Below are 18822 nucleotides of genomic sequence, written 5' to 3' on the forward strand. Positions count from 1 at the left end.
TTTTTCGCAGACGCGTCAGCGCGTCCTCAGTCGCTGACGATCTCGCGCAGCCAGTCGGGCAGCGCCAGCGCCTTCTGCTTCGGAAAATCGACCCAGATGGTGGTGGCGCCGCCGGCCGCGCAGAGCACGTCGGGTGCGTCTTCGCGGACCATCGTGGCCCAGCTCTCGAAGGTGGTGCGCCCCGGGTCGCTCACGTACATCTTGATCCGCACGTTGCCCGGGTACTCGATCTGCCGGTAGAAGTTGCAGAAGGCGTTGACGATCACCATGCCCTCGCCGCCCGGCGTGGGCTCCACGCCGAGCGAGCGGATCCAGTCGATGCGCGCCGTCTCGAGGTAGCGGAAGTAGGTGCCGTTGTTCAGGTGGCCCATGGCGTCCATGTCGCCCCAGCGGATGGGGATCGACATCTCGTACACGAGCTTCTTCTTTTCGGGGATTTCGATTCTCATCGGTGGGCCTTGATGGATGCGAGGATGCCCAGGACGAACAGCGCCGCCGCCACCCATTCGGTGGCCTGCGGCCAGCGGCCGTCCCAGAGGAAGGAATAGAGCAAGGCGAACAGCGTCTCGCTCACGATGAGCTGGCCGCACAGGCTGGCCGAGAGGCGCTGGCTCGCGACGTTCCAGAGAATGGTCGCGAGCCACGACGAGCCGAAACCGCTCGCCAGCGCGATCCAGATGAACAGCATGCCGTCGGGCTGCGACTGCAGCGTGGCGACATCGCTGCCCGCCACCGCCCACAGCAGCAAGGCCCCGAGGCCGGTGGCGATGCCCAGCCAGTTGGCCCAGTCGGCCGCATGCACCTCGCGGTGCCGTTGCAGCCAGGCGGCGTTGAGCAGGCCGTAGACCGTCCAGCTCACCATCGAGCACAGCGCCAGCGCAATGCCCCAGCCGAAGCGCGCGCCGCCGCCACCACCGCCCGCGCCGTGCTGCGCCGACCACGCGCCCCAGATCATCAGTGCGATGCCCGCGCCCGTGAGCAGCAGGCCGGGCAGCAAGGCCCGCATGTGCAGGCCCGCGGGCCGGCCCAGCAGCATCATCCAGACGGGAATGGTGCCGATGATGAGGCTGGGCACCTCGGTGCCCGCCGCCGCGATGCCGAAGGCCAGCAGCAGGTAGTAGCCGCTGAAGCCCAGCACGCTGAGGCCGAGCGCCGCCAGCGCCTGCCGGCCCGTGGGCCAGCGCACGGCCGCGGGCCGTGCGAACACCGCCAGCGCCGACACCGCGCCGAACACCGCGAAGCGCGCCGCCGTGATGTCGACCATGCCGAAGTGGCCGACCATGCGCGGCGCCACGAACACCAGGCCCCAGAGCGCGCCTGCGCCCAGGCCGGCGGCAATGCCGATCCAGGCCCGCGGACTCAGAGGGCGAACCCGTCGTCGGCCGCGATGACCGCGCCGTTCACGAAATGGCTCTCGCCGCTGGCCAGCAGCACGATCAGGCCGTCGAGGTCTTCGGGCTTGCCCACGCGCTTGCGCGGCAGCATGCTGACCAGCTTGGCGCCGCCTTCGGTGCTCCAGTGTTCTTCGTTGAGCTCGGTCGTGATGTAGCCCGGGCACAGCGCGTTCACGTTGATGCCGAAGCGGCCCCATTCGAGCGCCATGGCCTTGGTCATCTGCACCACGGTGGCCTTGCTCATGCAGTAGGTGCCGATCTGCGGCATGACCTTCAGCGCCGCTGACGACGCGATGTTGATGATGCGTCCGCCGATGTAGGTGCCCGGCGCCTTGCCCTGGGCGCGCGCCAGCATGCGCTTGCCGACCTCCTGCGCGACGAAGAAGGAGCCCTTCACGTTGGTGTCGAAGATATAGTCGTAGTCCTCGGGCGTGACGTCCTGCAGGCGCTGCGTGGCGCTCACGCCCGAGTTGTTGACCAGGATGTCGATGGGCCCCACCCCGGTCTCGGCGCGCGCCACGGCGGCCTTGATGCTGCCGATGTCGGTCACGTCGAGCTCAACCACGTGGGCGTCGTGGCCCTCGCCTTCGATGCGCGCGCGCAGCTCCTTGAGCTTCTCGACGCGGCGGCTGGCCAGCACCACGGCGGCGCCGGCACGGGCCAGTGTTTTCGCGAACTGGGCGCCCAGTCCGCTGGAGGCGCCGGTGACGAAAGCCACGCGGCCGGAGAGATCGATGCTGTAAGCCATGAGCTGAATCCTGTGGAGTCGCGCAGGTGACGCAAGGCGCCTCGCCTGCGGGCGACAAGGCCACCGCCGGACGCCGCATAAAATGCCCGGCGAACCGGGACGCCCCCGCGCCTCTAAAAATCATTATCGACCCAACCCACATGACGCACGACGAAATCCTCGCCCAGTTCGGCCCTCGCGAAGCCATGGAATACGACGTGGTCGTGGTCGGCGGCGGCCCCGCCGGCCTCTCGACCGCGATCCGCCTCAAGCAGCTCGCCGCCCAGCAGGAGAAGGAAATCTCCGTCGTGGTGCTCGAGAAGGGTTCCGAGCCCGGCGCGCACATCCTGTCGGGCGCCATCATGGACCCGCGCGCGCTCAACGAATTGCTGCCCGACTGGGAGGAACTCGGCGCCCCGCTGAACCAGCCCGTGACCGACGACGCCATGGTGTTCCTGAGCGAAAAGTCGGGCCTGCGCACGCCCAACGCCTTCCTGCCGGCCTGCTTCCAGAACCACGGCAACTACATCATCAGCCTGGGTGCCTTCACCAAATGGCTGGCGCAGCAGGCCGAGAACCTGGGCGTGGAAATCTTCCCCGGCTTCCCGGCCGCCGAAGTGCTCTACAACGAGAACGGCTCGGTGCGCGGCGTCGCCACCGGCAACATGGGCGTCGGCAAGGACGGCGAGCCCACCGAGAACTTCCAGCTCGGCATGGAGCTGCTGGGCAAGTACACGGTGTTCGCCGAAGGCGCGCGCGGCCACCTGGGCCGCCAGCTCATCGCCAAATTCAAGCTCGACGAAGGCCGCGACCCGCAGACCTACGGCCTGGGCGTCAAGGAAGTCTGGGAAATCGATCCCAAGCGCCACCAGCCCGGCTTCGTGCTGCACACGGCCGGCTGGCCGATGGACAACAACACCTACGGCGGCGCGTTCCTCTATCACATGGAGGACAACAAGGTCACGATGGGCTTCATCACGGGCCTGGACTACAGCAACCCGTACCTGAGCCCGTTCGAGGAAATGCAGCGCTGGAAGCTGCACCCCAACATCCGCTGGTACCTCGAGGGCGACGAAGCCAAGGGCATCAAGCCCGCCAAGCGCATCGGCTACGGCGCGCGCGCCATCACGGCCGGCGGCCTGATGTCGCTGCCCAAGACGGTGTTCCCGGGCGGCGCGCTGGTCGGCTGCGAGGCCGGCTACCTGAACGTGAGCCGCATCAAGGGCAGCCACGCCGCCATCAAGACCGGCATGCTGTGCGCCGAAGCCGCCTTCGACGCCGTCATGGCCGGCCGCCAGCACGACGAGCTCACGGCCTACCCGGCCGCGTTCGAGAAGAGCTGGCTCTACACCGAGCTGAACAAGGCGCGCAACTTCAAGGCCTGGTTCAAGAAGGGCCTGGGCATCGCGACGGTCATGAACGGCGTCGAGCAGTGGCTGCTCAAGGGCCACATCCCATGGACCCTGCGCCGCAACAAGCCCGACCACCAGTACCTGAAGCCGGCCGCCGAGTGCAAGCCCATCGTCTATCCGAAGCCGGACGGCAAGCTCACCTTCGACCGCCTCTCCAGCGTGTTCATCAGCAACACGAACCATGAAGAGCAGCAACCCGCCCACCTGACGCTGAAGGATGCGTCGGTGCCGGTCAACGTCAACCTCGCCAAGTTCGCCGGCCCCGAAAGCCGCTACTGCCCGGCCGGCGTGTACGAGTTCGTGCCCGACGAAGCCAGCGCCGGCAAGGAGCGCCTGCAGATCAACGCGCAGAACTGCGTGCACTGCAAGACCTGCGACATCAAGGACCCGACGCAGAACATCGTCTGGGTCACGCCCGAAGGCGGCGGCGGTCCGAACTACGTGGGCATGTAAGGCGCCCCTCAAGACACATCAGAAAGCCCTCTTCGGAGGGCTTTTTTCATGGCGCTTCAGGCGAGGTACGCGGCGACCTCGTCGGGCGTGAGGAAGTGCACCAGCGACACCTGCGGGTTCTGCTCGGCGTGCAGCACGTGGGTGAACCCGGTCCAGCCGCGCGCGGGCTTGTCGTCCGTCTCCAGCGCGACGAGCACCAGCCGCCCCTGCCGGCGCGCGTTCTCGCGCAGCGTGCCTTCGCCCCAGGACCACGCCATGCGGTCCACCAGCTCGCCCTGGGCGAAGGCCGTCGCCTGCAGCCAGAGGAAGGCGGCGGCATCGCTGTCCGCGTCGCGACGCGTGCGCGGCGGCTGCCGGATGCCCAGCGTCTGGGCGCGCGTTTCCATCAGGTCCTGCAGCAGCGAGAAGGCGTGGAAGTTGTTGTTGATGCCCTGTGCGCGAACGACCATGCCCGCGCGCGACGCCGGCAGCAGGACCACCAGCTCGTCCTCGTACGACAGCTGGGCCGCGGCGCGCAGGAAGTGCAAAGCCTCGAAGGGCAGCGAGTCGTTGGCGTACATCGCCTCGACGTGCGCGAGCAGGCCTGCGTCCGCCACCAGCGACTGGTGGTTGCGCACATCGCGCACCACCATGGTCATGAGCGGCAGCACCAGCAGGTCGACCGCGCGCTGCAGCGCATCGACCTCGAAACGCGCCTGCGGCGACAGTGCCGCGAGCGCCGCTTCGGCGGCCTGCCAGGCGGCGAGTTCTGCCTCGTCCTGCGGTTCTTCGTCGTCCTCATCGGGTTCGTACGGCTGCGCCGCGCAGTAAGGCGCCAGCGACGCCAGCAGGCGCCCCGCCAGCTGCCGCACGGCGTCGAACATGAGCTGCGGATCGGCACCGTTCTCGACCAGCGCGCCGCCGAACACCGCCAGCAACGCGGCCCGGTGCGGATGCAGGTCGCCGATCTGCGCGACGGCGGCCCGCAGCACCTCGTCCTTCGCCGAGCCCTCCACCACCTCGAAGTAGAGCCCACGGACCTCCGGCCGCTTGAAGAAGGAAGCCTGGGTGTCGAGGTCGGCGTCCTGCAGCACAGGCAAACGCAGGGTGGCGAGGAGATCGGGAGGCAGCATGGGCATGCGCAAATTGTGCGATACCACCGACGCTATCCTCGCGACACAAGGACACAAGGAGACAGGACCCCATGCACATCGTCATCACCGGCGGCGCCGGCTTTCTCGGCGCGCGCCTGGCGCGCACCCTCCTGGCCCTGGGCCAGCTCTCGCTCGCCGGCGCGCCCGCCCGCGACATCGCACGCATCACGCTGGTCGACCGCGCCCCGCCGCCGCCCGACCTCGCGGCCAACCCGCGCATCGCGGCCGCCACCGGCGACCTCAACGCCCAGCTGGCCGACGACGGCGCCACCTTCTGGCGCGAGGCCGACGCGGTGTTCCACCTGGCGGCCGCCGTCAGCGGCGAATGCGAGGCCGACTTCGACCTGGGCATGCGCAGCAACTTCGCCGCCACGCACGGCCTGCTCGAGAAGCTGCGCGCGCTCGGCACGCGCCCGGTGCTGGTGTTCTCCAGCTCGCTCGCCGTGTTCGGCGATTCGCCCGAACAGCCGTTGCCCGCGCTCATCGACGACCACACGCTGCCCACGCCGCAGACCAGCTACGGCATCCAGAAATTCATCGGCGAGCAGCTGGTGGCCGACTACACGCGCAAGGGCTTCGTGCAGGGGCGCAGCGTGCGCCTCATGACGGTGAGCGTGCGCCCCGGCCTGCCCAACGGCGCGGCCTCGGGCTTCTTCAGCGGCATGATCCGCGAGCCGCTCGCCGGCCTGCGCGCAGCCTGCCCGGTGCCCGACGAGACGCCCGTGGCCATCGCCTCGCCGGCCCGGACCATCGAAGGCATCGTGCGCGCCGCCGAAGCCAGCGACGCCGACTGGGGCCCGCGCACCGCGCTCAACCTGCCCTCGCTGGCCACCACCGTGGGCGAAATGGCCGCCGCGCTCGAACGCGTGGCCGGCCGCGCCGCCACCGACCTGCTCGACCGCACACCCGACGCCGCCATCCGCCGCATCGTGAAAACCTGGCCCGGGCGCTTCGACACGCCGCGCGCGCGGGCCCTCGGGCTCACGGCCGACGAGAGCTTCGACGCGGTGATCCGCGCCTACGTCCGTGAAAGTCCCGACGCGGTCAAACTGGTTATTGGTGCATAGTCATTTCCTGACCTGCGCCTGACGCGCTTTCGACCCCCAACTCCCCGGAGACACCATGAAATTCGGCCACATCGCCGCCGCCTGCCTTTCGCTCGCCCTGGGCACCGCCGCCTTCGCGCAGCAACCCACCGTTCTCAAGATCGGCTATGCGACGTCCAAGGAATCGCATTACGGCGTGGGCTCCACCGTGTTCTGCGAAGAGGTCGAGAAGAACACCCAGAACCGCTTCAAGTGCCAGCACTTCGCCAACTCGGCGCTGGGCGGCGAGCGCGAGCAGATCGAAGCGATCCAGCTCGGCACGCAAGACCTGCTGAACACCTCGACCGGCCCCGTGGGCAACTTCGTGCCCGAGGTCAAGATCGTCGACATCCCCTTCCTGTTCCGCGACTACGACCATGCCCGCAAGGTCATGGACGGCCCCATCGGCCAGGACATCCTGACCAAGTTCCCGAGCAAGGGCATCATCGCGCTGGCCTGGACGGAAAACGGCTTTCGCCACATGACGAACAGCAAGCGCGACATCGTCAAGCCCACCGACGCGGCCGGCCTGAAGATGCGCACCATGGAAAACAAGGTGCACATGGACGGCTACCGCACCTTCGGCATCCTGCCCACGCCGATGGCCTTCCCGGAACTGTTCGGCGCGCTGCAGCAAGGCACGGTCGACGGCCAGGAAAACCCGATTCCCGTGATCCTGTCCTCGAAGTTCTCGCAGGTGCAAAAGCACCTGTCGCTCACGGGCCACGTCTACTCGCCGGCGCTGCTGCTGCTGTCGCCCAAGGTGTGGAACAAGCTCTCGGACGCCGACAAGAAGGTGTTCACCGAAGCGGCGAAGAAGGCCTCGATCGCACAGCGCAAGAAGGTCAACGACGACGAGAACAACGGCATCGCCCAGCTTGAGAAAGACGGCATGAAGGTCACGCGCACCGTCGACGGCGCGGCCTTCCGCGAAGCCCTGAAGCCGGCCTACGTGGGCTACGCCAAGGAATTTGGCGCCGACAACATCAAGAAGATCACGGACGTCAAGTAAGACCGCTCCGATCCGACCGCGCCCGGCCCGCCTCAGTGTGCCGGGCGCTTCGCATTTCCGACACCACAGAGAACCACAACGTGCAAGCCTTCGAGCGCTACTTTCTCGCCGCCAACCGGTGGGCGCTGATCCTCCTGCTGGCGGCCATGTCCGTCATCATCTTCACCAACGTCGTGCTGCGCTACACCACGAACCAGTCGATCGAATGGGCCGAAGAGGTGTCGCGCCACATGATGATCTGGCTCACCTTCCTGGGCGCCGGACCGGTGCTGCGCTACGGCGGCCACATCGCCGTCGAGAACCTGCAGGACGCCCTGCCCCGGCCCGCGGCCGTGGCGGTGCGCATCGTGGTGGCCGGGCTGCTGTTCGCCTTCTTCGGCTTCATGGTCTGGTACGGCTGGCTCTACATGGAACGCACGATGTTCCAGCTCACCGCCGTGACGCAGATTCCGTTCGCCTACATCTACAGCGCGATGCTGATCGGCGGCGTGCTGCTGATCGTGCACTGGCTGCTGGTGGTGCGCGGCTACGTGCTGAACCGCGAGTTCGCGTCGGACGCGCATTTCGACGCCAACGCGTCGGCCTCGCTGTAAGGAGAAGACCATGGATGCCAGCATTGTCCTGATCGTCTCCGCCTGCGTGTTCCTGGCCATCGGCGTGCCCGTGGCCTTCGCGCTCGGCCTGGCCACGGCCGCCACCCTGATCCTCGCGGAAAGCTACCCGCTGATGGTGCTGCTGAAGGAAACCTTCACCGGCATCGACAGCTTTCCGCTGATGGCCGTGCCCTTCTTCATCCTGGCCGCCGAGCTCATGAGCGGCGGCTCGCTCACCGAGGTGCTGCTGCGCTTTGCGGGCCAGTTCGTCGGCCACCGCCGCGGCGGGCTGGGCTACACCAACGTGGTGTCGCTGACCTTCTTCTCGGGCATCTCGGGCTCGGCGCTGGCCGACGCGGCCGGCCCCGGCTCGATGCTCATCAAGATGATGGACAAGGCCGGCTACGACCGCTCGTACGCGGCGGCGCTGACGGCCTCCACGGCCATCGTGGGGCCGATCATTCCGCCCTCGATCATCATGATCATCTACGCGCTGCAGGACGAGACCGTGTCGGTCGGCCAGCTGTTCGTGGCCGGCATCGTGCCGGGCATCCTGATCGCGGTGGCGATGTGCGTGGTGAACTTCTACGTCTCGAAGAAGCGCAACTACAAGGGCGACGGCCAGACGCCGCCGCTGCGCGAGATCCTCGTCACGACGTGGAAGGCGATTCCCGCGATCCTGCTGCCGGTGGTGATCCTGGGCGGCATGCGCGCCGGCTGGTTCACGCCCACCGAGGCTTCGGTGGTGGCGGTGTTCTACGCGCTGGTGTGCGGCAAGTTCATCTACCGCACGCTCGAGTGGAAGATGCTGCCCGACATCCTGTCGCGCTCGGCCCTGCTGTCGGCGTCGGTGCTGATCATCATCGGGCTGTCGGCCTCGTTCGCCTGGGTGCTGACCATCGAGGGCATTCCGCAGCAGATGGCCGAATGGCTCATCAGCATGAACCTCTCGCCGTGGATGTTCCTGATCATCGTCAACGTGTTCCTGCTCTTGTTCGGCATCTTCATCGAGCCGCTGCCGGGCGTGATGGTGCTGGCGCCGATCCTTGCGCCCGTGGCGATCAAGCTGGGCGTCGATCCGGTGCACTTCGCGATGATCGTGATCTTCAACCTCACGCTGGGCATGATCACGCCGCCGGTGGGCGGGCTGCTGTTCGTCACCTGCAACGTGTCGAAGGTGCCGATGTCGGCGCTGGTGAAGGAGCTGGTGCCCTTCCTGTGGGCGCACGGCGCGGTGCTGATGCTGCTGACCTTCGTGCCGATGCTGAGCACCTGGCTGCCGCGCGCGCTCGGGTTCAAGTAGCGGCGCAGGCCGCTCCCGCCCCCCGCCTTCACCCGCCTCAGGCCGGCGGGTGCAGGTACTGGCTCGGCGGCATGCCGAGCGTGCGGCGGAACATCGCGGTGAAGGCGCTCGGGCTCTCGTAGCCGTGCGCCAGCGCCACCTCCAGGATCGACGCGCCCGCGGCCAGCCGCGGCAGGCTCAGGAGCAGCCGCGCCTGGCGGCACCACGCGCCGAAGGTCATGCCGGTCTCGCGTTCGAACAACCGGGCCAGCGTGCGCGCGTTCATGTGCAGCCGCACGGCCCAGCCGTCGAGCGTGGCGGGCTGCGCGGGGTCGCGGATCAGCGCCTCGCACAGCGCGGCCAGGCGTGCGTGGCGCGGCATCGGCACATGCAGCGACAACGCGGGCGCGGCCTCGATCTCGTCGAGGATCAGCTCCATCACGCGCTCGTCGCGCCCGCCCGGCGGGTAGTCCAGCGGCAGCGACACGGCCGCCACGATCAGCTCGCGCAACAGCGCACCCACATGGATCACGCGGCACTCGGCCCCCAGGTCGGCGCGCGTGCCGGGCTCGACGAAGACGGTGCGCATCTTCACCTCGCCCGCCATGCGTATCTGGTGCGTCATGCCCGGCGGCACCCAGACGCCGCGCCCCGGCGGCACCACCCAGCTGCCGGCCGCCGCGCCGACCATCATCACGCCCGAGATCGCATGGATGAGCTGCCCGCGCCGGTGCGCATGCGGCGGAATGAAGGCGTCGCCCGCCGGATCGGTGGCCAGCACGGCCACCGCGCGCGGGGTCGATTCGCCCTCGTCGGGGCGCAGATTCAGTTTGTCCATTTCACGACGATGTTTGCACATTCGTAGCAAGAACATCTTTCCGTGTCTTCCTACGATGGCTTTTCCTCCCTTTTTCTCAAACCGGACATCGAAGAAAGAAGCCATCGCATGAACACGCGCCGACTCGGGCTGCTCACCGGCACCCATGCCGTCAACGACCTCTACCAGGGCCTCGTGCCCGCGCTGCTGCCCTTCATGGTGCTGGAGCGCGGCTACAGCTACACGGCCGTGAGCGGCCTGATGCTGGCGGCCACCGGGCTGTCGAGCGTGGTGCAGCCGCTGTTCGGTCTGTATGCCGACCGCCACCCGCGCGCCTGGCTGGTGCCCGTGGGCTTCCTGGTGGCGGCGCTGGGCGTGGTGCTGGCGGGCCTGAGCCAGAGCTACCTGCTGACCTGGATCGCGGTCGCGCTGTGCGGGCTGGGCATCGCGGCCTACCACCCGCCCGCCACCGTGGCCGCGCGCGCGGCCGGCGGCGCCTCGCAGAAGGCGATGAGCGTGTTCTCGGTGGGCGGCACCATCGGCGCCTCGTTCGCGCCCGTGCTGGCGGCCACGGTGGTCGGCGGCGGCAGCCTGTCGCGCAGCTATCTGCTGGGCATTCCCGCGGTGGCGATGGGCGTGGTGTGGGTCGCGGCCAATGCGCGGCGCAGCGCAGCCGCCCACCACGCGGCCACGGCGGCGCGCGCCGCGCAGGCCCGCGCCCAGGTGCTGAAGCCGCACAACGACTGGCGCGCCTTCAGCCTGCTGGTCGCGACCATCGTGGGCTGGTCGATCCCCTACGTCACGGTGCTGTCGATGCTCTCGCTGCGCATCACGCGCGACCTGCACGGCAGCACCTTCCAGGGCGCCGCGGCGCTCACCGCCTTCACCGCCGCAGGGGCCGTGGGCACGCTGGCCGGCGGCTGGCTCGGCGACCGCATCGGGCGCATGGGCACGATCCGCTGCGGCTACCTGCTCGCGCTGCCGGCCATGGCGGGCCTCGTGCTCGCCTCCACGCCCGGCGCGGCGCTGGCCTGCACCGCGTGGCTCGGCATGAGCATGTTCCTGCCCTTCGCCGCGCAGGTGACGCTCGCGCAGGACTACCTGCCGCGCAACCCGGCCACCGCCAGCGGCATCACGCTCGGTCTTGCGCTCTCGGTCGGCGGGCTGGTGTCGCCGCTGTTCGGCCTGCTGTCGGATGCGCGCGGGCTCGGCGTGACGCTCACGGTGGTGTTGTGCGTGCTGTGCGTCGCGACCGTGCTGGCCTTGCGGCTGCGCAACCGCACGGTGCAGGTGATGGCGGGCGAGGCTGCGGCGGCCTGAGCTCTGCCCCGCGCACCCGGTGCACAGGGCACCGGGTGCTTCCCGCAGCGAAATCAAGGAGGAGCCGAAGGCGGGGGACATTCGCGGAGGGAAGTACCCGGTGTCCTGTGCACGCGCCCTGAACCACGGACCACCGAAATCCGTGGGCGATTCAACGCCGCACGCCTCCTCTTTCACTGCCAGAATCGACGCAAGCTTCGACGTCGAGCCTGACAGACAAGAAGAAGGAAAGAGAAGGACGCCATGCACCGAATCGTCGCCCAGGGCAGCAGCCTTGTCGCTGCCGGCTTGCTGGCCACCGCCGGTATCGCGGCCACACCGGCCGCCGCGCCCGTTGCAGCCGTTGCACCAGCAGCCGCCCCCGCCAATCCCACCAATCCCGTCACCCACCTCGCCGAAGTGGAAAGCGCCGTGCGCGCCTGGGCCGCCGCCTGGTCCGCGCGCGACGTGGAGCGCTACCTCGCGGCCTACGCGAGCGACTTCACCCCCGCGCGCGGCCAGACCCGCGAGCGCTGGGAGGCCGACCGGCGCGCCCGCATCACGGGCAAGTCGCGCATCAGCGTGGGCATCGAGGGGCTGGTGATCAGCGTTCAGGGCACCTCGGCCAGCGCGCAGTTCCGGCAGGTCTACAGCGCCGACGCGCTCACCGAGACCGACCGCAAGACCCTCGAGCTGCAGCGCGTGGGCCCGCGCTGGCTGATCCGCAAGGAGAGCGCGGGCAACTGACGCGCGCCGCCTTGTCCCTGTAAGGCAAATGGTTCACGAAGATGTCACCACTTGCAACGATGCTGCAGCCTTCGACCTCCGAAAGCTGTGGCCGCCATGTTCCCCACCAAGACCGAGAAGGCACGCGACGAACTCCAGGCCGGGCAGCGCACGCTCAGCCAGCGTGAGCGCGCCCTGCTGCTCATGGCCGACGGCCGGCGCTCGCTGACCGACTTCAGCCCGCTGTTCCCCAGCCGCGTCGAGGCCGAGCAGGCGATCCAGGGGCTGATGCAGCGCGGCTACCTGCAGGTTGCGCGGCCGGTCGCGCCACCGCCTGCACCGGCCCCCACGCCCGTCCCCGCCGCCGAGCCGATCCAGGTCGCCACCTCGGCCGACAGCTTCGACGGCAAGCGCTCGCTGGCCACCACGCGCATGTTCCTGTTCGACATCTGCGAGCGCATGTTCGTGCGCCGCGACCCGCGCTTCGCCAACCAGATGCGCGACGCCCTGCGCGAGGCCCGCGACCGCGAGGCCATGCTGACCATCGCCGCGCTGATGCTCTCCGAGATCGAGAAGGCCGCCGGCCCCGAGCGCGCCGACTCGCTGCGCGAGCGCATCGACAAGCTGCTGCCGCCGGCGGAAACCGTGCACTGAGCCGCCAGCCCCGGCCCCGCGATCCACTACACTCGCCGGGTCAGGAGAGAGCCCCGCGCGACGGGGCCGCCGAAGGCGCAGGGGTTCCCCGAACGCTCAGGCAAAAGGACTGACAAGACGCCGGCAACCACCGGCGTTTCCTTGCTGGAGAGAGGCCGTGGCATTGCATGCGGCCCACCGAAGGAGCAAACCCCGATCGTGGGGCGAATCTCTCAGGTAAAGCGGACAGCAGGGGTGGCCCGTGGCGTTGCAGCCATGGATTTCGACTGCCCCTTTGGAGTGCCCCGTGGCCGCTTCCTCCGCTTCCGACGCCCAACTTCTCAAGACCCCGCTGTACGACCTCCACGTGGAGCTCGGCGCCCGCATGGTGCCCTTCGCCGGCTATTCCATGCCCGTGCAGTACCCCGCCGGCCTCATGGCCGAGCACAAGCACACGCGCGATGCGGCCGGCCTGTTCGACATCTCGCACATGGGCCAGCTGCGCCTCGTCGGCCCCGATGCCGCCGCCGCGTTCGAAACCCTGATGCCCGTCGACGTGGTCGATCTGCCCGCCGGCAAGCAGCGCTACGGCCTGCTGCTGAACGACGAGGGCGGCATCCTCGACGACCTGATGTTCTTCAACGAAGGCAATGGCTCGCTCTTCGTGATCGTGAACGGCGCCTGCAAGGTGGCCGACATCGCCCACATCCAGGCCAGGATCGGCGCGCGCTGCCAGGTGCAGCCCCTGCCCGACCACGCGCTGCTGGCGCTGCAGGGTCCGCAGGCCGCCGCCACGCTGGCGCGCCTGTCGCCCGGCATCGAGCGCTTCGTGTTCATGACCGGCGGCGCGGTGCAGATCGGCGGCATCGCGGCCTTCGTCACCCGCAGCGGCTACACCGGCGAAGACGGCTTCGAGATCTCGGTGGCCGCCAAGGATGCCGACGCCCTCGCCCGCCTGCTGCTCGCGCAGCCCGAGGTGAAGCCCGTCGGCCTGGGCGCGCGCAACTCGCTGCGGCTCGAAGCCGGCCTGTGCCTGTACGGCAACGACATCGACACCACCACCACCCCGGTCGAAGCCTCGCTCAACTGGGCGATCCAGAAGGTGCGTCGCGCGGGCGGTGCGCGCGAAGGCGGTTTTCCGGGCGCGGCCAAGGTGCTGGCCCAGCTGGCCGCCGTCGCCTCGGGCGCGGCCGGCCACACCGACCACAAGACGCTCACGCGCAAACGCGTCGGCCTCGTGGCACTGGAACGCATCCCGGTGCGCGACGGTACGCTGCTGCAGTCGCTCGAAGGCCACGACATCGGCGCCGTCACCAGCGGCCTGCTCGGCCCCACAGCCGACCGCTGCGTGGCCATGGGCTACGTAGCCGCCGCCTTCGCCGAGCCCGGCACGCGCGTGCAGGCCATCGTGCGCGGCAAGCCGGTGCCGATGGAGGTCTCGACCATGCCCTTCGTTCCGACGCGCTACTACCGCGGCTGACCGACACTGAACCCCGCAGACCCGGCTAGGCTCTGCACCCCGATTCCATTTTTTCCACGAGGAGTTTTTTCATGAGCATCAAATACACCAAGGACCACGAATGGGTGGCGGCCGAAGGCGGCGCCGCCACCGTCGGCATCACCGTGCATGCGCAGGACGCGCTGGGCGACGTGGTGTTCGTCGACCTGCCTGAAGTGGGCAAGACCTTCGCGCAGGGCGAAGTCGCCGGTGTGGTCGAGTCGGTGAAGGCCGCCGCCGATGTGTTCATGCCCGTGTCGGGCGAGATCACCGAAGTGAACGAAGCGCTGCGCGCCGACCCGTCGCTGGCCAACAGCGACCCGCTGGCCGCCGGCTGGTTCTTCAAGGTCAAGCTGAGCGAGCCCGCGCAGCTCGACGCCCTGCTCGACGCCGCCAGCTACGACAAGTTCGCCGCCGAATCCTGATCCGCTGAACAGCAGCTTCCTCGCACCTTCGTTCCTTCTCCCCGAGCCTTCACCGCCATGCCGATTCCCGCCCTTCCCTCTTTGCAAGAACTAGAGAACGCCGAAGAATTCCTCGCCCGCCACATCGGCATCGATGCGGCGGACGAGGCGCGCATGCTGCCGGTGATCGGCTCGGAAACGCGCGCGGAGCTCATCGACGGCATCGTGCCCGCAGCCATCCGCCGCGCCCGGCCGATGCGCCTGCCCGCGCCGGTCACGGAGGCCGACGCGCTGGCCGAGCTGAAGACGCTGGCGTCGAAGAACAAGGTGTTCAAGAGCTTCATCGGCCAGGGCTATTACGGCACGCACACGCCGGGCGTGATCCTGCGCAACATCCTGGAGAACCCCGCCTGGTACACCGCCTACACGCCCTACCAGGCCGAGATCTCGCAGGGCCGCATGGAAGCCCTGCTCAACTTCCAGACGATGGTGTGCGACCTCACGGGCATGGCCATCGCCAACGCCTCGATGCTCGACGAGGCCACGGCCGCCGCCGAGGCCATGACGCTCGCCAAGCGCAGCGTGAAGAGCAAGAGCAACGTGTTCCTCGTGTCGGGCGACTGCCATCCGCAGACCATCGAAGTCATCAAGACGCGCGCCGCGCCGCTGGGCATCGAGGTCAAGGTGAGCACCGTGTCGGAAACGCTGCCGCACCTGATGGTGAGCGGCGAGTTCTTCGGCGTGCTCGCGCAGTACCCCGCCACCACCGGCCACGTGCACGACCTGCGCCCGCTCGCGGGCCACGCACACCAGTGCGACGCCGCCTTCATCGTCGCGGCCGACCTGCTGGCGCTGACGCTGCTGGTCGCCCCCGGCGAGTTCGATGCCGACATCGTCTGCGGCACCACGCAGCGCTTCGGCATGCCGCTGTGCAACGGCGGCCCGCATGCCGCCTACCTCGCCTGCCGCGATTCGTTCAAGCGCTCGCTGCCCGGCCGCCTCGTCGGCGTGAGCGTCGACACGCACGGCCAGCCGGCCTACCGCCTCGCGCTGCAGACGCGCGAGCAGCACATCCGCCGCGAGAAGGCCACCTCGAACATCTGCACCGCGCAGGTGCTGCCGGCCGTGGTCGCCAGCATGTACGCCGTGTACCACGGCCCCGACGGCCTCACGCGCATCGCGCAGCGCGTGGCCGTGCTCACCGCCATCCTCGCCAAGGGCCTGTCGCAGATGGGCCGCGAGCCGGTGAACACCACCGCCTTCGACTCGCTGACGATCCGCACCGGCGACGACACGGCCGCGATCATCGAACGCGCGCAGGCCGGCGGCGTCAACCTGCGCCAGCGCCTGCAGCAGCACCTGGGCATCTCGCTGGACGAAACCACCACGCGCGCCGACATCGAGACCCTGTGGGCCCTGTTCGTGCCCGCCGGCACCGCGATGCCGCGCTTCGACGAGCTGGCCGCCAGCACCACGCCGCTGATTCCCGAGGACCTGCGTCGCACCAGCGCCTTCCTCACGCACCCGGTGTTCAACACCCACAAGAGCGAAACGGCGATGCTGCGCTACATCCGCAGCCTGTCGGACAAGGACCTCGCGCTCGACCGCAGCATGATCCCGCTGGGCAGCTGCACCATGAAGCTCAACGCAACCAGCGAGATGATCCCCATCACCTGGCCCGAGTTCGCCAACATCCACCCCTTCGCGCCCGCCGACCAGCTGCAGGGCTACGCCCAGCTCGACGCGCAGCTGCGCGCCTGGCTGTGCGAGGCCACCGGCTACGCGGGCATCAGCCTGCAGCCCAACGCGGGTTCGCAGGGCGAGTACGCGGGCCTGCTGGCCATCAAGTCCTTCCATGAAGCCAAGGGCCAGGGCCACCGCAACATCTGCCTGATTCCCTCCTCGGCCCACGGCACCAACCCGGCCAGCGCCCAGATGGTGGGCCTGCAGGTGGTGGTGACGGCCTGCGACGCGCAGGGCAACGTCGACATGGACGACCTCAAGCGCGCCTGCGAGAAGCACAGCGCCCACCTGGCCGCCGTGATGATCACCTACCCCAGCACGCACGGTGTGTTCGAAACGCGCGTGAAGGAACTGTGCGAGCTCGTGCATGAGCACGGCGGCCGCGTGTACGTCGACGGCGCCAACATGAACGCGCTGGTCGGCGTGGCCGCGCCGGGCGAGTTCGGCGGCGACGTGAGCCACCTGAACCTGCACAAGACCTTCTGCATTCCGCACGGCGGCGGCGGCCCGGGCGTCGGTCCGGTCTGCGTGGTCGAGGACCTCGTGCCGTACCTGCCGGGCCATGCCACGGCCGGCGTGCCCTCGAACGGCGTGGGCGCCGTGTCGGCCGCGCCGCTGGGCAATGCGGCCGTGCTGCCGATCAGCTGGATGTACTGCCGCATGATGGGCGCCAAGGGCCTGCAGGCCGCGACCGAAACGGCCATCCTGAGCGCCAACTACATCAGCGCGCGCCTGAAGGACCACTACCCCACGCTGTACGCGAGCCCCAACGGGCACGTCGCGCACGAGTGCATCCTGGACCTGCGCCCGCTCAAGGACACCAGCGGCGTCACCGCCGAAGACGTGGCCAAGCGCCTGATCGACTACGGCTTCCACGCGCCCACGCTGAGCTTCCCCGTGCCCGGCACGCTGATGGTGGAGCCCACCGAAAGCGAACCGCTGGCCGAGCTCGACCGCTTCGTCGACGCGATGATCGCCATCCGCGGCGAGATCCGCCGCGTGGAAGAAGGCGTCTGGTCGAAGGACGACAACCCGCTCAAGCACGCGCCGCACACCGCCGCGAGCCTGCTCGGCACGGAGTGGAGCCACCCGTACTCGCGCGAACTCGGCGCGTTCCCGCTGGCCGAACTCAAGCAGGCCAAGTACTGGCCGCCGATCGGGCGCGTCGACAACGTCTACGGCGACCGCAACCTGTTCTGCAGCTGCGTGCCGGTGGGCGAGTACCAGGAAACCGAAGAGGCCTGACGAAGGCGAGGCGGCGCCAGCCGCCCGCCATTCAGCCTTCGCGGCGGTACATCGCCCACTTCACGGTGAGCAGGTCCGCGGCGATCTTCGCGGCGTTCACGCCCACGTAGGTTTCGGACGGATCGAAGGCGAAGGCCGCCTGGTAGCGCTTGATGTGCGCGTAGTCCCGATCGAAGGTCATCGGGCCCATGAGTTCGGTCGGGTCGGTGCCGGCGGGAAGCGCCAGGAATTTCCCGGGGTCGGTGGTGCTCTGGTAAAGATCGACGCTCATCAGGTTCATGGCTTGCCCTCGAAGTCGTAGGCGCAAATCATCTCGACCCTTCGCGCCGCATGCAATCGGCCCGCGCCTACAGGGCGTGCAGGCGGGGCGCTGTCAGTGCATCGCGCCTCAGGGCTGCTTCTTCTTCGCGATCTCGCCGGTGGCGATCTGCGCGCGCAGCCCGCGCAGGCTGGCCTTCATCTTGCGCTCGTTCTCGGGCCCCATGCGCACCAGGATCTTCTGGCCGGCCGAGAGCGATTCGAGCTTCGGATCGGCGTACTCGTAGCGCACCCAGGGCCGCTGCGAGGGGATGTCGCCCTTCACCTCGACCAGCTTCACCTGCACCGGGCCGGTGGGCTCAGGCGCCTGCAGCAGGTGGTCGATCACGGCGATGAAGCGGTCATTGAAATAGCGGCCCGGATAGCCCAGCTCTTCGTACGCCTGCTGGAACAGCGGGTACAGCCGCGCATATACCGCTGCTGCCTTGGCCGGATCGACCGACCCCGCCAACATCACGATGCCGTTGTAGCGCGCGGCGTTGTTCGCCGCGATGGTCTGCACGCCGCCCTGCTGTGGCCCCTCGGTGATGAAGCGCTGCGGCGCGGGCTGCACGGGCCACTTGCTCGCGGGCGCCTGCTCGCGCGGCAGGTTGTCGACGGTGGCGACGAAGCGCCGCACCACGCCGTCGGACTGCAGGTAGGCCGCCACGGCCTTGCCGCCCAGCAACTCGGTGAGCGCCTTCATCACGCGCGCGTCGGAACTGCCCAGCGCGGGCAGCGCGGCATCGGGCGGGGCCAGCGCCTCGACCGGGTTCTGCGGGCCCTTCGGCTCTTCGGCCTTGGGCGGCTCGGGGGGCGCGTCGTTCGGCGCGACGGCCACGGGTGCGGCCGGCAGCGGCGCCAGTTGCTGCTGCTGGTACCAGCGCCAGCCGAAATAAGCCGCCACCAGCACGACCAGCGCCAGGCCGACGATGGTGCCCATCGGCGCTTCCTTGCGGGGTCGGAATTCAGGGGTGTCGCGGGGGGAGTCGGCGTCGGACATGGGCGGTTTCCTTTTGCGAAGGGCAGTGGGGAGACGAAAGGCAATGGTGCACCAGGATGGCCTGCA

18 protein-coding genes and 2 riboswitches are annotated in these 18822 nt (G+C 68.9%); of the genes, 11 read left to right on the forward strand and 7 right to left on the reverse strand.

Annotation, left to right across the window (positions count from 1 at the left end):
* Positions 1–26: 26 nt before the first annotated feature.
* The 3 genes from AC1RLW_RS07560 to AC1RLW_RS07570 all read right to left on the reverse strand — a co-directional run bounded on the left by AC1RLW_RS07560 (position 27) and on the right by AC1RLW_RS07570 (position 2142).
* Complete coding sequence (locus AC1RLW_RS07560; protein WP_070059373.1) at positions 27–449, reverse strand: acyl-CoA thioesterase; 423 nt, start codon at positions 447–449, stop codon at positions 27–29.
* The gene (locus AC1RLW_RS07565) at positions 446–1282 is read right to left on the reverse strand and encodes a DMT family transporter (protein ID WP_492678263.1); all 837 of its coding nucleotides are present in this window, start codon (positions 1280–1282) and stop codon (positions 446–448) included. Before AC1RLW_RS07565 ends, AC1RLW_RS07560 begins: the two co-directional genes overlap by 4 nt.
* 77 nt (positions 1283–1359) lie before the next feature.
* A complete protein-coding gene (locus AC1RLW_RS07570) occupies positions 1360–2142 on the reverse strand; it encodes an SDR family oxidoreductase (protein ID WP_493192646.1) in 783 nt (260 codons plus the stop codon).
* 140 nt (positions 2143–2282) lie between these two features.
* Between AC1RLW_RS07570 and AC1RLW_RS07575 the strand changes: the two genes are divergently transcribed.
* The gene (locus AC1RLW_RS07575) at positions 2283–3986 is read left to right on the forward strand and encodes an electron transfer flavoprotein-ubiquinone oxidoreductase (RefSeq protein WP_062474428.1); all 1704 of its coding nucleotides are present in this window, start codon (positions 2283–2285) and stop codon (positions 3984–3986) included.
* A 56-nt stretch (positions 3987–4042) separates the two neighbouring features.
* Here the strand turns inward: AC1RLW_RS07575 and AC1RLW_RS07580 are convergent, their stop codons facing one another.
* Entirely contained in the window at positions 4043–5104 is a 1062-nt protein-coding gene (locus tag AC1RLW_RS07580) for a hypothetical protein (RefSeq protein ID WP_493192647.1), read from the reverse strand.
* A gap of 65 nt (positions 5105–5169) precedes the next feature.
* Here AC1RLW_RS07580 and denD point away from each other — a divergent pair, with 65 nt between their 5' ends.
* The 4 genes from denD (at position 5170) to AC1RLW_RS07600 (ending at position 9112) form a co-directional block, all read left to right on the forward strand.
* Positions 5170–6186, forward strand: a complete 1017-nt coding sequence (gene denD / locus AC1RLW_RS07585; protein ID WP_070059377.1) for a D-erythronate dehydrogenase — start codon at positions 5170–5172, stop codon at positions 6184–6186.
* Positions 6187–6241: 55 nt separating this feature from the next.
* Positions 6242–7216 (forward strand): TRAP transporter substrate-binding protein, encoded by a 975-nt coding sequence (locus tag AC1RLW_RS07590; RefSeq protein WP_062474422.1) that lies wholly within the window; start codon positions 6242–6244, stop codon positions 7214–7216.
* An 80-nt stretch (positions 7217–7296) separates the two neighbouring features.
* Positions 7297–7809, forward strand: a complete 513-nt coding sequence (locus tag AC1RLW_RS07595) for a TRAP transporter small permease (protein ID WP_062474469.1) — start codon at positions 7297–7299, stop codon at positions 7807–7809.
* 10 nt (positions 7810–7819) lie between these two features.
* Positions 7820–9112, forward strand: a complete 1293-nt coding sequence (locus AC1RLW_RS07600; protein WP_493192648.1) for a TRAP transporter large permease — start codon at positions 7820–7822, stop codon at positions 9110–9112.
* A gap of 37 nt (positions 9113–9149) precedes the next feature.
* Here the strand turns inward: AC1RLW_RS07600 and AC1RLW_RS07605 are convergent, their stop codons facing one another.
* Complete coding sequence (locus tag AC1RLW_RS07605; RefSeq protein WP_493192649.1) at positions 9150–9929, reverse strand: AraC family transcriptional regulator; 780 nt, start codon at positions 9927–9929, stop codon at positions 9150–9152.
* Between the two features lie 108 nt (positions 9930–10037).
* On the opposite strand from AC1RLW_RS07605, the gene AC1RLW_RS07610 reads away from it, so the two are divergent.
* From AC1RLW_RS07610 to gcvP, 6 genes are all read left to right on the forward strand, one after another.
* Positions 10038–11228: an MFS transporter gene (locus AC1RLW_RS07610; protein ID WP_492678251.1), complete on the forward strand. Its 1191-nt coding sequence runs from the start codon at positions 10038–10040 to the stop codon at positions 11226–11228.
* Between the two features lie 243 nt (positions 11229–11471).
* Entirely contained in the window at positions 11472–11954 is a 483-nt protein-coding gene (locus AC1RLW_RS07615) for a L,D-transpeptidase Cds6 family protein (protein ID WP_159272259.1), read from the forward strand.
* Between the two features lie 96 nt (positions 11955–12050).
* Entirely contained in the window at positions 12051–12587 is a 537-nt protein-coding gene (locus AC1RLW_RS07620; RefSeq protein WP_062474467.1) for a hypothetical protein, read from the forward strand.
* A gap of 31 nt (positions 12588–12618) precedes the next feature.
* A riboswitch (glycine riboswitch) is annotated at positions 12619–12709 on the forward strand.
* 12 nt (positions 12710–12721) lie between these two features.
* A riboswitch (glycine riboswitch) is annotated at positions 12722–12826 on the forward strand.
* Between the two features lie 47 nt (positions 12827–12873).
* Complete coding sequence (gene gcvT, locus AC1RLW_RS07625) at positions 12874–14046, forward strand: glycine cleavage system aminomethyltransferase GcvT (RefSeq protein ID WP_070059552.1); 1173 nt, start codon at positions 12874–12876, stop codon at positions 14044–14046.
* A 71-nt stretch (positions 14047–14117) separates the two neighbouring features.
* Positions 14118–14489 (forward strand): glycine cleavage system protein GcvH, encoded by a 372-nt coding sequence (gene gcvH / locus AC1RLW_RS07630; protein ID WP_062474411.1) that lies wholly within the window; start codon positions 14118–14120, stop codon positions 14487–14489.
* A gap of 57 nt (positions 14490–14546) precedes the next feature.
* Positions 14547–17456 (forward strand): aminomethyl-transferring glycine dehydrogenase, encoded by a 2910-nt coding sequence (gene gcvP, locus AC1RLW_RS07635; protein ID WP_369632346.1) that lies wholly within the window; start codon positions 14547–14549, stop codon positions 17454–17456.
* Positions 17457–17487: 31 nt separating this feature from the next.
* Here gcvP and AC1RLW_RS07640 read toward each other — a convergent pair whose 3' ends face one another.
* Positions 17488–17736 carry a hypothetical protein gene (locus AC1RLW_RS07640; protein ID WP_493192650.1) on the reverse strand — a complete coding sequence of 83 codons (249 nt, stop codon included), beginning with the start codon at positions 17734–17736 and terminating at the stop codon, positions 17488–17490.
* 108 nt (positions 17737–17844) lie between these two features.
* Positions 17845–18756 (reverse strand): DUF3014 domain-containing protein, encoded by a 912-nt coding sequence (locus AC1RLW_RS07645; RefSeq protein ID WP_493192651.1) that lies wholly within the window; start codon positions 18754–18756, stop codon positions 17845–17847.
* Positions 18757–18822: the final 66 nt, after the last annotated feature.

The organism is Variovorax sp. GW822-FHT04A09, from assembly GCF_058801005.1.

Coding starts and splice junctions, on each gene's coding strand:
- AC1RLW_RS07560 (WP_070059373.1), bottom strand. CDS start 449: ATGAGAATCGAAATCCCCGAAAAGAAGAAGCTCGTGTACGAGATGTCG.
- AC1RLW_RS07565 (WP_492678263.1), bottom strand. CDS start 1,282: ATGGTCGGCCACTTCGGCATGGTCGACATCACGGCGGCGCGCTTCGCG.
- AC1RLW_RS07570 (WP_493192646.1), bottom strand. CDS start 2,142: ATGGCTTACAGCATCGATCTCTCCGGCCGCGTGGCTTTCGTCACCGGC.
- AC1RLW_RS07575 (WP_062474428.1), top strand. CDS start 2,283: ATGACGCACGACGAAATCCTCGCCCAGTTCGGCCCTCGCGAAGCCATG.
- AC1RLW_RS07580 (WP_493192647.1), bottom strand. CDS start 5,104: ATGCCCATGCTGCCTCCCGATCTCCTCGCCACCCTGCGTTTGCCTGTG.
- denD (WP_070059377.1), top strand. CDS start 5,170: ATGCACATCGTCATCACCGGCGGCGCCGGCTTTCTCGGCGCGCGCCTG.
- AC1RLW_RS07590 (WP_062474422.1), top strand. CDS start 6,242: ATGAAATTCGGCCACATCGCCGCCGCCTGCCTTTCGCTCGCCCTGGGC.
- AC1RLW_RS07600 (WP_493192648.1), top strand. CDS start 7,820: ATGGATGCCAGCATTGTCCTGATCGTCTCCGCCTGCGTGTTCCTGGCC.
- AC1RLW_RS07605 (WP_493192649.1), bottom strand. CDS start 9,929: ATGGACAAACTGAATCTGCGCCCCGACGAGGGCGAATCGACCCCGCGC.
- AC1RLW_RS07610 (WP_492678251.1), top strand. CDS start 10,038: ATGAACACGCGCCGACTCGGGCTGCTCACCGGCACCCATGCCGTCAAC.
- AC1RLW_RS07615 (WP_159272259.1), top strand. CDS start 11,472: ATGCACCGAATCGTCGCCCAGGGCAGCAGCCTTGTCGCTGCCGGCTTG.
- AC1RLW_RS07620 (WP_062474467.1), top strand. CDS start 12,051: ATGTTCCCCACCAAGACCGAGAAGGCACGCGACGAACTCCAGGCCGGG.
- gcvH (WP_062474411.1), top strand. CDS start 14,118: ATGAGCATCAAATACACCAAGGACCACGAATGGGTGGCGGCCGAAGGC.
- gcvP (WP_369632346.1), top strand. CDS start 14,547: ATGCCGATTCCCGCCCTTCCCTCTTTGCAAGAACTAGAGAACGCCGAA.
- AC1RLW_RS07640 (WP_493192650.1), bottom strand. CDS start 17,736: ATGAACCTGATGAGCGTCGATCTTTACCAGAGCACCACCGACCCCGGG.
- AC1RLW_RS07645 (WP_493192651.1), bottom strand. CDS start 18,756: ATGTCCGACGCCGACTCCCCCCGCGACACCCCTGAATTCCGACCCCGC.